Origin of the sequence: Lacimicrobium alkaliphilum (assembly GCF_001466725.1) — a bacterium.
GTDB lineage: Bacteria > Pseudomonadota > Gammaproteobacteria > Enterobacterales > Alteromonadaceae > Lacimicrobium > Lacimicrobium alkaliphilum_B.
The window spans coordinates 3,964,967-3,980,355 of the sequence record NZ_CP013650.1 but is presented as its reverse complement, the minus strand read 5'-3'; the positions used below and the strand labels follow the sequence as shown (position 1 = coordinate 3,980,355).

The following is a 15,389-nucleotide window of genomic DNA, read 5'->3' as shown; positions in this document are numbered from 1 at the left end:
CACTTTTCAGGATTAGCGGTAAATGGCCAGGTTAAACTGATTTTCCAGCAGTTCCTGGCGGCCGCTGACGGCCTGTGGATCGAGTTGCTCACGCACTGCCAGTTCAGCCAGCGATTCCAGTGAGTGTTCACCGCTTTGGATGGCTTTACCCAGTTTGTTGCTCCAGCCCGCATAACGTTTGGCCACCATCTCACTGAGAAAATCTTTTTCCAGCAGTCGTGCCGCCTTTTTCAGGGCCATCGCCAGATGATCCATGCCGCCAATATGGCCGTGGAACAGATCATAACGGTCCATGCTCTGACGGCGCAATTTGGCATCGAAGTTGAATCCTCCGGTAGAGAAGCCGCCGGATTTGAGAATTTCGTACATCACCAGGCTCAGCTCTTCAACACTGTTGGGGAACTGATCCGTATCCCAGCCATTCTGGGCGTCACCGCGGTTGGCATCGATACTGCCAAAAATGCCCAGTGATATTGCCGTGGCCACTTCGTGATGAAATGAATGACCGGCCAGGGTGGCATGGTTGGCCTCAATATTGACCCGGAATTCTTTTTCCAGCCCAAACTGTTTCAAAAAGCCATACACAGTAGCGGTATCGTAATCATACTGGTGTTTGGTGGGCTCCTGAGGTTTGGGTTCGATCAGCAGTGTACCTTTGAAGCCAATCTTATGCTTGTGCTCCACCACCATCTGCATAAAGCGGCCCAGTTGCTCCCGCTCCTGACGCAGATCTGTATTCAGAAGCGTTTCATAGCCTTCACGGCCGCCCCACAACACATAGTTCTCACCGCCCAGACGTTTGGTGGCGTTCATGGCATGAAACACCTGGGTTGCGCCATAACTGAATATCTCAGGATCCGGATTGGTCGCGCCGCCAGCGGCATAGCGGGGATTGCTGAACAGATTAGCAGTACCCCATAAGAGCTTAACGCCGGTTTCTTGTTGTTTCTGCTCCAGCACATCTACCATGGCAGAGAAGTTGCTCACATACTCTTTGATGCTGTTGCCTTCGGGCGCCACATCCACATCATGGAAGCAGTAATAGGGAATGGTCAGCTTGTTGTAAAACTCAAAAGCCACATCGGCCTTGTGCCTGGCCTGTTGCATCGGATCACCGGCGGTCAGCCAGGGCCGGTTAAAGGTTCCTGCGCCAAATACATCCTGCCCGTTCCAACAGAAGTTGTGCCAGTAACAGGCAGCCATGCGCAGGTGCTCGGCCATGCTTTTGCCCAGAATCTTTTCATCGGCATTGTAATATTTGAATGCCAATGGATTGGTGCTGTCGGCACCTTCGTAGGCAATGTTATCTACTTGATCGAAATATTGAGCCACGCTGCTCTCCTGTTACCTGTAATCTTCAGTGGGTTAATCTTGAGCATTGGCGGGCGTTGTCACAATTATGTTTTTTAAGAGCTATCTTGTGCTTTTCAACAGAGCTGAATGCACATCCGTATTCCGCTCTCAGAATTGTGAGGCCACTGCCTTGTAAAGGGATTTAAAGCGCTTGTAGCGCTCTGCCAGCCGGTCATGCCGTTCGGCATTCGGTTGATGTTCACTAATCAAAGCCGGGGACGGGCACACATCTGTCAGCGTCGCGCCAGGCTCGGTCGCTAACTGTGCCAGCCGTGCGGCCCCCAGTGCCGGGCCTACCTCACCGCCTTCACGGAAACTCAGTGGCCGGTTTAAAATATCTGCCAGCAGCTGACGCCAATATGGGCTGCGGGCACCCCCGCCGATCAGACTGATATCATCAGGTATCAGGCCTGAGGCGTGCAGCGCGTCGGCTCCCTCTGCGAGGGCGAAACTGACCCCTTCAAGCACCGAATAGGTCAGGGCGACACGATCCGAATCATGGTTCAGACCAAACAAAACGCCCCTGGCGTCCGGTCTGTTATGTGGGGTGCGCTCGCCGCTCAGATAGGGTAAAAACAGCGGCCCATTGGTGGCATCAACGTCGCGGGTATTGAGTTCCTCAAGCAGAGTGGCAACAGGTGTTCTGACCACTGAATCGGCATACCACTGCAGACAGCTTGCGGCGCTGAGTGTCACCGACATCAGATGCCAGGTGTCAGGTAAGGCATGGCAAAAACTGTGTACCGCTGATTGCGGATTGGCCCGGAAGCCATCACTGACAGCGAAATAAACACCCGATGTACCCAGAGACAACATCGCCTGACCTGGTTTCACGATCCCAGCTCCCACCGCCCCGGCGGCATTGTCGCCACCACCGGCAACCAGAGGCACAGTCTGCATACCCCATTTGCGTGCCAGTTCCGGCAACAGGGTGCCGGTAACCTGATTCCCCTCAAACAGCTCAGGCATGTGATCACGACTCAGGCCACAGGCGCTAAGCATGGTGTCACTCCAGTCCCGTGCTGCCATATCCAGCCACAGGGTGCCGGCGGAATCGGACATATCTGAGGCGAAGTCGCCACTGAGGCAAAAGCGCAGATAGTCTTTGGGCAGTAATACTTTGGCGATTCTGGCAAATTGCTCAGGCTCTTGCTGTTGCAACCACAGCAGTTTCGGGGCGGTAAAGCCAGGCATGGCGAGATTACCGGTGATCTGCTGCAGTGAACTGACCTGCTGTTCAAGCTGCTGGCACTGGGCGAAGGAACGGCCATCATTCCACAAAATGGCCGGGCGTATTATCTGATGTTTAGCATCCAGCAGGGTTGCGCCGTGCATCTGCCCGGCCAGGCCGATAGCTTTTACCGTTGCCAGTGAGCGGCGCTGGCTGAGTTGTTCCATACAGCGCTCAAGACCCTGCCACCAATGTTGCGGATCCTGTTCTGACCACAAGGCCAGCGGGCGCGAAACACTCAGATCGGCACTGGCGCTGTCGATGACCTTACCCTTGTCGCCAAGCAGGATAACTTTGATGCCGGAGGTGCCCAAATCTATACCAAGATACATATTAACCATTCGCCTGAGTCGTGTTGCTGATGTGGTGATCCTTGGTCAGAGTGCCTCCCCCGGCAATTACGAAAATTCGTTAATTGATGCCGAATTATGTTTTTTAGTTTCCTGCAAACCCTTGTCGGTCTAAGATTAGACTTGGTTGTTAATATTTAGTTAAAAATAAAAAAGATAAATCAGGTGGGGATATGTTCAAAGCCAAACACAGCATCACTCTCTTGTTCAATGCCAACAAAGTCTATGACCGCCAGGTTATTGAGGGCATAGGTCATTATCTGCAATCCTCCAAGGTAGACTGGGATGTGTATCTGGAAGAGGATTTCCTGTGTCGTCTGGAGCATATCCATGAGTGGAGCGGGGATGGCATCATCGCCGATTTTGATGACATCGATGTGCAACAAGCCCTGGCAGAATCCGACAAACCCGTGGTCGGTATTGGTGGCTCCTACAGTAATCCCGAAGATTATCCCCCGGTACCTTATGTGGCGACCGACAATATGGCTGTGGTGCAGGCGGCTTATGAGCATCTCAAACAAAAAGGCCTGGAGCGTTTTGCCTTTTACAGTGTCCCCACTGATATGCAGCACCGCTGGGCCAGGGAGCGGGAAAAAGCGGTGCTCAAACTCACCGCCAAAGACGGCTACGATTGCCAGATTTATCAGGGCCATTGTACCAGCCCGGAAACCTGGCAGTATGCCATGAACCGGTTAACGGACTGGATCCAGAGCCTGCCCAAACCCATAGGTATTATTGCGGTAACCGACTCCCCGCGCCAGGCATCTGTTGCAGGCCTGCGAGCATGTGGGCTTAGTGGTGCCGGACAATATCGCCATTGTTGGCATAGATGATGACGATATCGCCCGCTTCCTTAGCCGTATCAGTCTCAGCTCTGTCACGCAGGGCTGTTTTGAAATGGGCTATCAGGCAGCTAAGTTGCTGCATAAACAACTGAACAATATCGATGTGGGCAATAAACGTATTCTGGTCGCTCCGGCCGGCGTGGCGTCGCGGCAGTCCACAGATTTCAAGGCCCTCAGAGATCCTTATGTGATTCAGGCCATGCACTATATCCGCCAGAACGCTACCCGTGGTGTCAAGGTGGAGCAGGTTACGGATTTTGTCGGTATTTCCCGCTCGAATCTGGAGCAGCGCTTTCGCCATGAACGGGGCCATTCCATCCATACCGAGCTGCATAATCAGAAGCTGACCCGAGCATGCAAGATGCTCACCGATACGCAGGTCAGCCCCACTGAAATCGCCAGCATTTGCGGCTACCCCTCGCTGCAGTATATGTATGCGGTATTCAAACGCCATTTCGGACAAACACCGAAAGAATACAGGGCGGGTCAGGACGACAAGTTCAGTGACCAGGCGGCCACTGGTTGAGGTGAATTGCCCGGTCAGCAGATGAAAACGTTTGCATCCGCTGCATTGCCCGTTAGACTAGTAGCTGAACAACACCGATGCTCGGTTTTGTTCAGCTACTGTAAAAATAACTAACAAGGCAAATATTGGTGAGCAAACTGGGGATTAAGGATATTGCTGCGCTGTCTGGGGTTTCACCGGCGACGGTCTCGCGTACCCTGCGTAATCCTGAGCTGGTCAATAAAGACACCCGCAAGAAAGTTATGAAAGCGGTCAAGGAGTCGGGATATCGTCCCAACCGTTTTGGCTCCAGTTTACGTACCCGCGAAAGTGGCAATATTGTGGTGGTGATGCCGGATATTACTAACCAGGTTAATGCCGGTATTATTCGCGCGATTGAAAGTGAGGCGCACAAATCCGGCTATTCGGTATTGCTGGGTGATACCCAGGGCCTGGCAGAGCGGGAACGCCATTACGCCGATATGATCAGCTCCGGCCAGGCCGATGGCATCCTGTTATTTACCTCCCGTCTGCCCTTTGATATTGATCCTAAGCTGCCCCTGCTCAAGCAACTTCCGCCATTGGTGAATGGTAACGAAAGCATTCCGGTGGATGGGCTGTGCAAGGTCATGATCAATAACGCTGAGGGGGCTAAGGCGGCGGTGCAGTATCTGCTCAGTCTTGGTCATCGCCGTATTGCGGCGGTGTTGGGGGCAGAAGATGCGCCGAGTAACCAGGAGCGGCTGCAGGGCTTCCGTCAGGCCATGGAAGATGTAGGTTTGCAGGTGGATCCACAGCTGATGGTTGCCGGTGACTACAGTACTGACTCGGGAATGGCCGCGATGGAAAAGTTGCTGAAGTTGCGACAGAGACCTACGGCGGTATTTTGTTTTAATGATGACATGGCCATCGGCGCGATGAATGTATTACATCATTATGGATTTTCCATTCCGGAGGATATGTCGGTGATGGGGTTCGATGATATTCGCTATGCCGGTCTGATGCGCCCGGCCCTGACCACTATTCATCAGCCGCTGGAGGATATCGGCCGTGCCGCCATGCAACTGTTACTGCAGCAGTTAAAAGGTCAGCAGCCACAGAACAAATACGTTGAATTGCCCTTTCAACTGGTGATCAGGCAGAGCACCGGTCCGGCACCCTGAGGATAAAATACCATGAAATTAATCGCTGTATTGATCACTATAGTGTTGCTGATGCCAATGTTGGCTGAGGCTGAGGCTGAGGCTGAGGCTGAGTCTGTTGTTTTGCATACGGCTGAGGCTCCGGTTATAGATGGTCGCGGCGATGACCCGGCCTGGCAGCAGGCGCAGTGGCGTCCCATGCCCTATCTGATTACAGGCAGTATGCCATCGGCAGAGGACTTTTCCGGTCGTTTTAAACTGCTGTGGGACAAGGACTACCTGTATCTGCAAGCGGAGATTACCGACGATGTGCTCTATGACGCTTATCCTGATCCCTTAAAGCAATACTGGGATGATGATGCGCTGGAGATCTTTATCGACAGCGATGCCTCCGGTGGTGGACATCAGTACAACCACAGTGCCTTTGCCTACCATATTGCGCTGGATAACCAGGCCGTGGATCTGGGCGATAATCGCCAGCCGCGCCTCTACAATGAGCATTTACAAAGTCGCTGGCAGCGCTCGGCCGAGGCTCCCCATGTGATTATCTGGGAGGTGGCCATACGTCTTTATCCTGACGATTATCGGGATGATCAGCCCAACCGGCCGTTGCTACTTGATGCCGGCAGACGTATCGGTTTTATGCTTGCCTACTGTGATAATGACGGCAGTGCAGAGCGTGAGCACTTTGTCGGCTCGGTGGATATCGAGCCGGTAGAAGGAGACAGAAATCGGGGCTGGATCGATGCCAGTGTTTTTGAAACCATGATCCTGGCACCGTCGGCTAATAATACCAAATAATATAGGTCTGCTCGCGACGCTCAAAGCGTCGCTTAGTCATCTACCTGCAGGGTAGCTACGACCCTGTGACTGTCCTGATACAGGGCATAGGGGATCAGATTGCCATCCAGTGGCTTACCGTCCACTTCCAGTTCGACTTTTCCTTTACTCAGGCCGTGCGGGTTACGCACTTCAATCTCATACCGGGCCTGACGAAATTTGCGCTGCACACTGAACGCAGGCCAGTTGGCGGGGATACAGGGATCGATGCGCAGCCCCGCATAGTCAGGACGGATACCGGCAATATACTGGCTGGCAGCGTAAAAACACCAGGCCGCGGTACCGGTCAGCCAGGAATTTTTGGCCTGTCCGGGTGTGGCCGCATCGCGCCCGGCGATCATCTGGCTGTACACATAGGGTTCGGTTCTGTGCTGCTGTTGCTTGTCCTGCAAAAACGCCGGGCTGATGCGGCTGAAATAGTCATAGGCCAGATCGCCCCGTCCCAGCAGTGTTTCACCGATGATGATCCAGGGATTGTTGTGACAAAAAATGCCGGCATTTTCCTTGTAGCCTGGCGGGTAGGAACTGATCTCGCCCAGGTATTTGTTATAACCGCTGAACGCAGGTTGTTGTAGCATAATGCCATGTTCACAGACCAGGTGGCGGTTCACCGCATCCAGTGCCTGGCGTGCACGGCCGTCATCGATACCGATGCCGGCCATCACGCAGAAACCCTGAGATTCGATAAAGATCTTACCTTCGGCATTTTCATCACTGCCGACTTTTTTACCCCGCGCATCATAGGCGCGCAGAAACCACTGGCCGTCCCAGCCATGGCGGTCGATGGTCTGAATCATGGTGTCGATCTGTTGACGGGCCCAGTCTGCCAGCTCGTTGCGATCGGTAAGCTGGCACAGGGTGACAAATTCCTTGCCGTAAAGCACAAACTGGCCGGCAATCATCAGCGATTCAGCTACATCGGAATCGCCCCGCTGGGTAGTCTGATAGGACTCGTTGGGGTCTTCAGAGAAACAATTCAGGTTCAGGCAGTCGTTCCAGTCGGCGCGGCCAATCAGCGGCAGGCCATGGGGGCCGAGGTGGTTAACCACATGCTCAAAGGCCCGTCGCAGGTGCTCGAAGTGATCGAAATCCCCCTCTTCATCATCAAAATTGACTTTGACATCGAGGATACTGAAATCACCGGTTTCCTTAATATAGTTGGCGGTAGAGAGCACCATCCACATGGGGTCGTCGTTAAAGTTTCCGCCGATATTGGCATTGCCTTTCTTGGTCAGTGGCTGGTACTGGTGATAGGCCGAGCCGTCTTTTTTCTGGGTGGCAGAGAGATCCAGAATCCGCTCTTTCACCTTGTCCGGCACCATATGGGCAAAGCCGATGGTGTCCTGATTGGAATCCCGGAAGCCCATGCCCCGGCCAATACCAGACTCGAAAAATGAGGCGCTGCGTGACAGGTTAAAAGTGACCATATTCTGGTACTGGTTCCAGATATTCAAGGAGCGATCGAAGCGCTTATCCGGGGTCTGAATAGTAAAACTGCCAAGCTGGCTGTGCCAGTAGTGTTGCAGCCTGTCCAGTTCGGCCTGGCACTTCTCTGCATTGTCAAAGTGGCTCAGCAAGGCCTTGGCCGGCGCCTTGTTGATCACCCCTGGCGCCTGCCACTTCTGCTCTTTGGGTAATTCCACATAACCCAGTACGAAAATCAGCGTTTGCTGTTCTCCGGCTGCCAGACTCAGTTCAATATGATGTGAGGCAACAGGTGACCAGCCATGAGCCATGCTGTTGCCGGCCTTGCCATTTTCCACCGCCTGAGGATAGTCAAAGCCCCGGTAAGGACCGAGGAAGCTGTCACGATCCGTATCGAAGCCGCTAACCGGACGATTGACAGCATAGAAAGCGTAGTGATTACGCCGCTCGCGGTACTCGGTCTTGTGGTAGAGCACACTGCCCTCTGCCTCCACCTCACCGGTGGAGAGGTTACGCTGAAAATTGGCACCATCGTCTTCGGCGTTCCACAGGCACCACTCCAGCAAGGAAAACAGGCTGATATCCTGCTTGTGACTGGCCTGATTGGTCAGTTGCAGGCGGTAAACCTCGGCGGTCTGCCCGAGGGGAACAAAACAGGTCAGTTCACTGCGGATCTGTGCCTTCTCGGCAATAAAGCGGCTGTAGCCAAGACCATGCCGGCACTCATACTTATCCAGCGGCGTGTTCATGGGTCTGGCGGTGGCCGACCAGATGCTGTCGGCGGTTTTGAGGTAAAAGTAACGGCCCCCCTGATCCACCGGCACATTGTTATATCTATAGCGCAGCAGGCGGCGGAATTTCGGATCCCGGTAAAAACAGTAGCCACCTCCGGTATTGGAAATCAGACCATAGAAGCCGTCATTGCCCAGATAATTAATCCAGGGGGTGGGGGTAAAAGGACTGGTGATCACATATTCATGTTTCTCATCGTCAAAATACCCGTAGCGTTGTTCTGTCATGGCGAATATCTTCTGTTTGTTTGCACTGTGATTGAATTCAGATTTGTGGGGCATCCCGCATCCTGAGTGGCCTAATCCGGAAGCCTGTCGTACCAGGATTTTTTCAGTACCAGGGCGCTGATCACCAGCACCAGCAGACAGGTCAGGCCCGATTGCCACTGCTGGATAACAATCAGAATGGGCAGGGCCACCAGAGCGGTCTGGGTAATCACGCCGATGAGTATGTTGAACATGTCCCGTTTAAAATTGGCGTTGGCAATAAAGTCCGGATTTTCCGCCTCTACCTGTCGGCGAACCGGCCCCCAGAAACCCCAGGGGTTGACCTGGCGATAGAAATTCTTAAGCAGTTCCTTGTCCTCCGGTGGGGTCAGCAGAGTGGTAGCGATGCAGACAACAGTGGAGAGTAATAACATCAGCGGAAATACATACAGGGGCACGATATCTGAGGCCATCTGTGGAAACAGCAGACGATACAGTGGCGGCAACAGCAGTGCGCAGACGATGCCGGCCAGCATACCCCAGAAATACCCGAGCCCGTTTAGCCGCCACCAGTACCACTTGAGCACATTGGAGACCACATAGCCGCCCCACAACCCTGAGACCAGCCATTGCAGCACGCTGTTGATGCTTTGCACGTACAGACCTATTACGGTGCTGATCACTACCACCGCCACAGAACAGAAATAGCTGGCGCGGATCAGTACCTTGTTGCTGGCCTGCGGGTTGATATAACGCAGATAAATATCGTTAACCAGATAGGCCGGTGCAGCATTAACGGTGGAGGCAAAGGTAGACATAAAGGCGGCGATGAGTCCCGCCAGCAGCAAGCCCATGATGCCGATGGGCGCAAATTCCAGAATGGCGCCGGGAAGTATATTCTCAAAATCCAGATTGCCACCGCTGACCAGATCGAGGCGGTCATAGTAGACAACTGCCAGCACCGTAAATCCGGCAATCATAAAGTAGCGGATGGGCATCAGGGCCACCGACACGAAACCACTCATCAGCGCCCCTTCCCGGGGGCTCCTGGTGGCCAGAATCTTCTGCATGTCATAGTTGGGCGCAGGACCTGCGGCGCTCACCAGAATGCCCTTGAACAGCATCATCATCACGAAAATGCTGAACAGTGAATAGCCATCGGAGAGAATCTTATCGTTCACCTCATCGATAATACCGCTCCAGTCCAGATCCAGGCGCCAGCCGAAAAAGGGATTGGCCCAGCCCTGGGGGGTGGCCGCCTGCAAAGCCTCAGGAGACACCTGCACCATGGCGATAATGCCAATGGCCAGGGCGGCGATGGTCATGATGGTAAACTGCAGCACATCGGCCCAGACAATGCTCATCATGCCGCCCAGCATCACGTACAGGGTGGCGATAGAGGTAAAAAGTATGCCGTAAAAATGGGGCACATATTCCGGCGTAAGCTCAAAAGGCAGATAAGGAGAAACCGCCTCCCAGGGCACGAAGATCTCGATAAATTTACCCACACCCACGAAGCCATAGGCCAGAAAACCCAGCACGCTGATCACCGCAAATACCACCACTATCATATGTGACAGCTTGCCGCCGGTGCCGTCACCGAAGCGGGTGCGGATCCATTCTGCGCCGGTCAGCACGTTGGAGCGGCGTAACCAGATGGACAGATACACCATCAGTACCACCTGGTTGAAGACTGGCCACAGCCACGGGATCCAGATGCTTTTCATGCCATACACAAAGCACAGCGTGACCAGCCACATGGTACCGGAGATATCAAACATACCAGAGGCATTGGACAGACCGAGCATATACCAGGGCAACTTACGTCCGCCCTGGTAGTAGGCGCGCATGTTTTCTGATGCGCGGCGCTTAAGGTAAAAACCTATGCCGATGATGGTACTCAGGTAGAGCAGGATAATGGCGATGTCAAAAGCAGCAATTTTCATCAATTCTTGTCAGCCTCGGAAAAGCAGTGCCGGTTTCGGCGATCACTGATGGGGAAACGGTAATGCAGCATGAAAACGTTTTCAATTATTTATTTTCATATTTTTAACATTATATTTAGCAAAACTGCTTTTTAATCGGGTCTGAGTCTGGCTGGTGCCGACAACAGCTTCCCTGTTGCTCCGCTTTGCGCCATCCGTGGTGCTGTCTGGAAGTCATTAGCTAGGCGGAACGGTAGAGCAGACTAACGGCCGCAGTTGCCCTGGTCAGCAACTGTTTTGGATTGCAGTGAATATCCAGCATCAGAATGTCGGTTTCTCCTTTTGGCATTTCCAAATCCCTGAACTGACTGGTTAACAGGCTGGCCGGCATATAATGCCCCTGCCTGTTGTCCAGGCGCCGCCTGATATCATCAAACTGGCCATGCAGCCAGATAAAGCCGGTGTCATAACCGAGCTCCCGGAATCGCTGTCGATGGCGACGGCGCAGCCCTGAATAAGCCAGCACAGTGGATTGTTGATGGCGGGTAAGATGCTGGCACATGCTGTTAAGCCAGGGCTCGCGCATCTCGTCATCCAATGGCTCTGCTCTTGCCATTTTTTGTCTGGCCTCGTCGGAATGAAACTCATCGGCCTCCATAAAGGCAAAATCCAGCTGGTCAGCCAGTTGTCGCGCCAGGGTTGTCTTGCCGCTGCCACTGACACCCATGACCACCAATAGTTTTGGGACATCAGTCATGGCCGGTTGCTCCGGGCAGGATCACCTTTAACTGGTACTCAGTGCCGGATTGCAGGCCGCAGATACAATCTCCTGATACGTGTACACCGTCCAGGTAGAGTTGCTGCTTCTCTGTGGCCTGACGTTGTATTTCTACATTGATTCTGGCGCCGCGAAAATGGCGTATGGCTCTGACTTGTGACCAGTGTGCCGGCAGTTGAGGGTTGACCCGCAGGCCCTGCCGGCACCCTCTGAGGCCTAGTAGTCCTTCGGTCACGCAGCGGTAATACCAACTGACGGTACCGGTATTGAATAGTTGGCTTGAACGTCCAGCCCGCTGTGGATACTGATGCCAGGCACCGCGATAATAATTGGGGATAAAAACCGGAAATTGCCCCCGTTGCTGCCAGTCTGTTTCTGAAGGCAACATTTTTTTCAGTAATTCAAAGGCCTGCTCTGCGAGGCCCTGTTGGTAAAGGGCATGGATATAGAACATCACCGCATGGTTATACACCGAGCCGTTTTCCGCTGTGCCCGGAAATTTCTGGGTCAGACGGCCTACATCTTCCACCATAGCGGTATAGGCTGGCGCGAGCATCATCGGTCCGAAGGGGGTCATCAGCTTCTCTTCAATCGCCGCCTGCACAGATTGCAGCCTGGATGAATCGGCGGCACCGGACAGCATCGCCCAGCTTTGTGGATTCAGATAAATCTGTCCTTCTCTGTCCTGTGCTGTGCCGAACAAGCGGCCCTGATCCGTGATGCCCCTGGCGTACCAGTTATCAGCCCAGAACCATTGATTGGCTGCCTTATTCAGCTCAGTTGCCTGATTCTGCCAATGACGGGCCTGTTCCGCGCGGTCGCTGGCCAGGCAGATATCTGCCCATAATCTGAACGCATAGGCGCTGGCCAGGGTCAGCCAGGCAGAAACTCCCTTGCCCTGGTACCCCACCATATTCATAGGATCGCACCAGTCGCCCTGGTGAATCAGGCTCAGGCCTCTGTGATCGCGGGCCTTAAGCAGCCATTCCATGGCCAGTTGCAGATGATTGGCTACCGACATTGGCTCCTCACTATCCGCAAAGCTTAGCTTCTGATCCAACAGAGCATAATCATCGGTCTCATCCAGATAAGCCTGCAGGCAAATGGGCAGCCATACGCAGTGATCGGCATGGGGAACCTGATTGATATACTTAAGTTCGGCTTCTGGATGCAACAGAATGCCGTCGGGCATTTCGCCGCTGCGTTTTTGCTGGCTCAGAGCGGTGATCAGGGCCTCACGGCAGCGCAGTGGCTGCAGATAGGCCATGCCCATATTATCCTGCAGATAATTGCGGGTCTGGGGATCTGTGGTCAGGCGGTTCACATCACCGTGATAGTATAGTTGACGCCCCAGCCAGTGATTCACAAACTGATCGAAGTCCGGTTGCGGGCCGTTCAGCCTGATACATCCCTGCTGTTGTTGCATGGCGACCCGGTATGCGTCTGCGCTGCGTCTGAAACCGTCTTCCTGACCACCAAAAAAGTGCTTCCGCAGCCCGGCCAGCTCCTGGTCGTCACGTACCGGTGCAAACACAAACCTGAAACGCTGAGATTGCCCGGCGGCCAGCTTTAGGCGGTATTGCAAAATGGCCGCTGGCAGTTCATATAAAGCCTCTCCTTTGTCCAGTTGCTGCTGCTGCAGGCCGCCGGGGCCATGCAATCCGCCTTCACCTTCAAAATGCTGCTGCCTCGCTTCCCACGCCTGCGGTGATGTCTCGGCCAACAGGCAGGTCCAGTCTTTGAGGTGTCGGTTGGCAAAATAGTCCTGCACCTTCTGGTAGGGGGTGACGGCTTTGCAGATCATAGCCTGATGCTCTGGATCAAAGTAGCCGGACTGGTTCATCCAGGAGCGGTAACCCACAGGGAAATAAGGATACAGGCTGAGGCTTCTTGGTGAATCTGCCGGATTGGTCAGGGTAATTGTCCAGAGTTCTGCCGCCCGGTCATTGGCCAGGGTCAGTTCCAGTTCAAGTTCCAGCCCATCGGCCTGTATCTTCCAGCCTATACGGTGGGCTTCGTGGAAAAAACGATATTGTTCAACGGGTGCTCTGACCGGCTCATAGGGAGCAGAAAAAACTGTGCCGCTGTGTTCGTCCTTCACATAGAAAAACCGGCCCGGGTTATGGGCGTAATAAGGTTGCTCCGGCTGCATAAAGGTTTTCGCCTCCAGCATCGGCCCGCTGGTGTATTTGGCCGGCTCCGGCTGCATAAACTGGGCGACGGCATAGCCCCGGCAGTTCATCTGTATCAGCATCTGCGGATTCCACAGAAAACCACTGGCTTGCGGCATCGCCGTGGGGCTGTGTAATACGCAACGGCCGTTGCCGGTGAATTCAATCATGGCATCCCCCTCGCGGCGTCTTCCAGTTTCAGTTCGCTGTGAATATTGGCAAGCTGGTCCGCCGACAGGGAATAGTGGCGTACTACCAGCACGGACAGCAGCGCGAAGGCGGCCGGGATTAATGTCATCAGCAACTGTATGCCCAGGCTGGACTCACTGCTCTGAACTACATTGGCGGTGTAGCCCAGTGCGCCAAGCAACCAGCCGATAGTGGCACCGGCCAGCGCACCGCCGATTTTCTGTGAAAAGGTGGCGGCGGAGAAAATCATCGCTGTGGCGCGACGGCCTGTTCGCCACTGGGAATAATCGGCGGTATCTGCATACATGGAAAACACCAGTGGCGACTTGGGCCCCAGTGCCAGGCCGATGGCAAACTGCAGCACGAACATCAGAGTAATCTGCTCGGGGCTGAGTAAAAAGAACAGCGCCGAGAGTATGGCAACCAGTGCCATCAACCCCATCAACAGTGTTCGTTTGTCGACAAAGCGTGTCATCAGTGGCGTCAGCGCCGCACCTAAGGCCAGTGATACCATATACAGTCCGGTAAAGAGCCCAATCAGGTCTTCACGGCCTACATAGTATTTGAAATAAAAGGTACCGGCGCTGGCACGCAGGCTGATGGTGACCATAATGGTCATGGCCAGCACAAACAGCACCAGCCAGGGTTTATTGGCACATAAGTCCCGTACATCTTGTGTGATCGAGGTACGTTGCTGTGGTGGCGGTTGTATCCGTTCACGGGTAGTGGCAAAGCTGATACTGAACAGCACCAGTGCTGTCAGTCCGTAACATGCCATGGTCAGTTGCCATCCCAGTGCTTCATTGCCCTGGCCCAGCCTGATAACCAGTTCCGGAGTCAGCCAGGCAACCAGAGTACCGCCGGAGAAGGCGCCGATAAAACGAAAGCTGGTGAGGGTGGTACGCTGCTGGCTGTCAGAGGTGATGACGCCGAGCAGGGCACCATAAGGCACGTTGATAAAGGTGTAGGCGAGCATCATAAAAATATAGGTGCAATACGCCCAGATCAGTTTACCTTCGCCATCTAAATCCGGCACGGTGAAGGTCAACACCCCGGCCGCGGCCAGCGGTAAAATACCCCATAACAGATAGGGCCTGAATTTGCCGAAGCGGGTGCGGGTGCGATCCGCCAGAGCGCCCATCAGCGGGTCTGAAATAGCATCGATCAGGCGGGTCACCAGCATCATAGTGCCCACTGCTGCCGCCGGCAGGCCGAATACATCGGTATAGAAAATAAACAGAAAGACGTCGAATACGCGCCAGTAGAAATTGGAGGCGACGTCACCCATGGCATAGCCCAGCTTTTCCCGCAGAGGCAAAACAGATTTTGAATCAGGCATAGTGATGTAGTGAATTTGGTTATTTCTGCATCAATAATACATAGGCCAGCGAATGGTTGAAATCGTTTTCATATTATGATTTTGCACAATTTGTCGCTGCAAGGTGTTTGTGGCCCTGAGCAGAGCTACTCAGAAGCCGCTGATGTTGCCGCCAGAGATCGTAAAAAACACACCTGTGCTTGGTATTTTCGTAATGCCTGTGCTGTTGCCAGCAAAAAGGTTTTTACGTTTAATCCAGTTACCTTTTATTTACATGGCGGCAATAAAATGATGCTGTTCAGGTGTTTTCTATTGCTTA

At 53.7% G+C, this 15,389-nt stretch carries 9 protein-coding genes and 1 pseudogene; 3 read left to right on the top strand and 7 right to left on the bottom strand.

Annotation, left to right across the window (positions count from 1 at the left end; genetic code table 11):
- Positions 1-12: 12 nt before the first annotated feature.
- Positions 13-1,332 (bottom strand): xylose isomerase, encoded by a 1,320-nt coding sequence (gene xylA / locus AT746_RS17705; RefSeq protein ID WP_062483170.1) that lies wholly within the window; start codon positions 1,330-1,332, stop codon positions 13-15.
- Between the two features lie 129 nt (positions 1,333-1,461).
- Positions 1,462-2,916, bottom strand: a complete 1,455-nt coding sequence (gene xylB, locus AT746_RS17700) for a xylulokinase (RefSeq protein ID WP_062483168.1) — start codon at positions 2,914-2,916, stop codon at positions 1,462-1,464.
- 191 nt (positions 2,917-3,107) lie between these two features.
- Between xylB and AT746_RS17695 the strand changes: the two are divergent.
- From AT746_RS17695 to AT746_RS17685, 3 genes and pseudogenes are all read left to right on the top strand, one after another.
- A pseudogene (locus AT746_RS17695) lies at positions 3,108-4,305 on the top strand (XylR family transcriptional regulator).
- Positions 4,306-4,433: 128 nt separating this feature from the next.
- Entirely contained in the window at positions 4,434-5,447 is a 1,014-nt protein-coding gene (locus AT746_RS17690; protein WP_062483166.1) for a LacI family DNA-binding transcriptional regulator, read from the top strand.
- A 12-nt stretch (positions 5,448-5,459) separates the two neighbouring features.
- Positions 5,460-6,227 carry a CBM9 family sugar-binding protein gene (locus tag AT746_RS17685; protein WP_062483164.1) on the top strand — a complete coding sequence of 256 codons (768 nt, stop codon included), beginning with the start codon at positions 5,460-5,462 and terminating at the stop codon, positions 6,225-6,227.
- A 32-nt stretch (positions 6,228-6,259) separates the two neighbouring features.
- Here the strand turns inward: AT746_RS17685 and AT746_RS17680 are convergent, their stop codons facing one another.
- From AT746_RS17680 to AT746_RS17660, 5 genes are all read right to left on the bottom strand, one after another.
- Positions 6,260-8,710: a GH36-type glycosyl hydrolase domain-containing protein gene (locus tag AT746_RS17680; protein WP_062484378.1), complete on the bottom strand. Its 2,451-nt coding sequence runs from the start codon at positions 8,708-8,710 to the stop codon at positions 6,260-6,262.
- A gap of 71 nt (positions 8,711-8,781) precedes the next feature.
- The gene (locus AT746_RS17675; RefSeq protein WP_062483162.1) at positions 8,782-10,635 is read right to left on the bottom strand and encodes a sodium:solute symporter family protein; all 1,854 of its coding nucleotides are present in this window, start codon (positions 10,633-10,635) and stop codon (positions 8,782-8,784) included.
- A 220-nt stretch (positions 10,636-10,855) separates the two neighbouring features.
- Positions 10,856-11,371 (bottom strand): gluconokinase, encoded by a 516-nt coding sequence (locus AT746_RS17670; RefSeq protein WP_062483160.1) that lies wholly within the window; start codon positions 11,369-11,371, stop codon positions 10,856-10,858.
- The gene (locus AT746_RS17665; protein ID WP_062483158.1) at positions 11,364-13,733 is read right to left on the bottom strand and encodes a GH36-type glycosyl hydrolase domain-containing protein; all 2,370 of its coding nucleotides are present in this window, start codon (positions 13,731-13,733) and stop codon (positions 11,364-11,366) included. Before AT746_RS17665 ends, AT746_RS17670 begins: the two co-directional genes overlap by 8 nt.
- Entirely contained in the window at positions 13,730-15,091 is a 1,362-nt protein-coding gene (locus AT746_RS17660; protein WP_062483156.1) for an MFS transporter, read from the bottom strand. The genes AT746_RS17665 and AT746_RS17660 overlap by 4 nt, the downstream gene beginning before the upstream one ends.
- Positions 15,092-15,389: the final 298 nt, after the last annotated feature.

What these genes read in the sequence shown, in the direction of transcription:
- xylB (WP_062483168.1), bottom strand. Translation starts at nt 2,916, where the DNA reads ATGTATCTTGGTATAGATTTGGGCACCTCCGGCATCAAAGTTATCCTG.
- AT746_RS17685 (WP_062483164.1), top strand. Translation starts at nt 5,460, where the DNA reads ATGAAATTAATCGCTGTATTGATCACTATAGTGTTGCTGATGCCAATG.
- AT746_RS17680 (WP_062484378.1), bottom strand. Translation starts at nt 8,710, where the DNA reads ATGACAGAACAACGCTACGGGTATTTTGACGATGAGAAACATGAATAT.
- AT746_RS17675 (WP_062483162.1), bottom strand. Translation starts at nt 10,635, where the DNA reads ATGAAAATTGCTGCTTTTGACATCGCCATTATCCTGCTCTACCTGAGT.
- AT746_RS17670 (WP_062483160.1), bottom strand. Translation starts at nt 11,371, where the DNA reads ATGACTGATGTCCCAAAACTATTGGTGGTCATGGGTGTCAGTGGCAGC.
- AT746_RS17665 (WP_062483158.1), bottom strand. Translation starts at nt 13,733, where the DNA reads ATGATTGAATTCACCGGCAACGGCCGTTGCGTATTACACAGCCCCACG.
- AT746_RS17660 (WP_062483156.1), bottom strand. Translation starts at nt 15,091, where the DNA reads ATGCCTGATTCAAAATCTGTTTTGCCTCTGCGGGAAAAGCTGGGCTAT.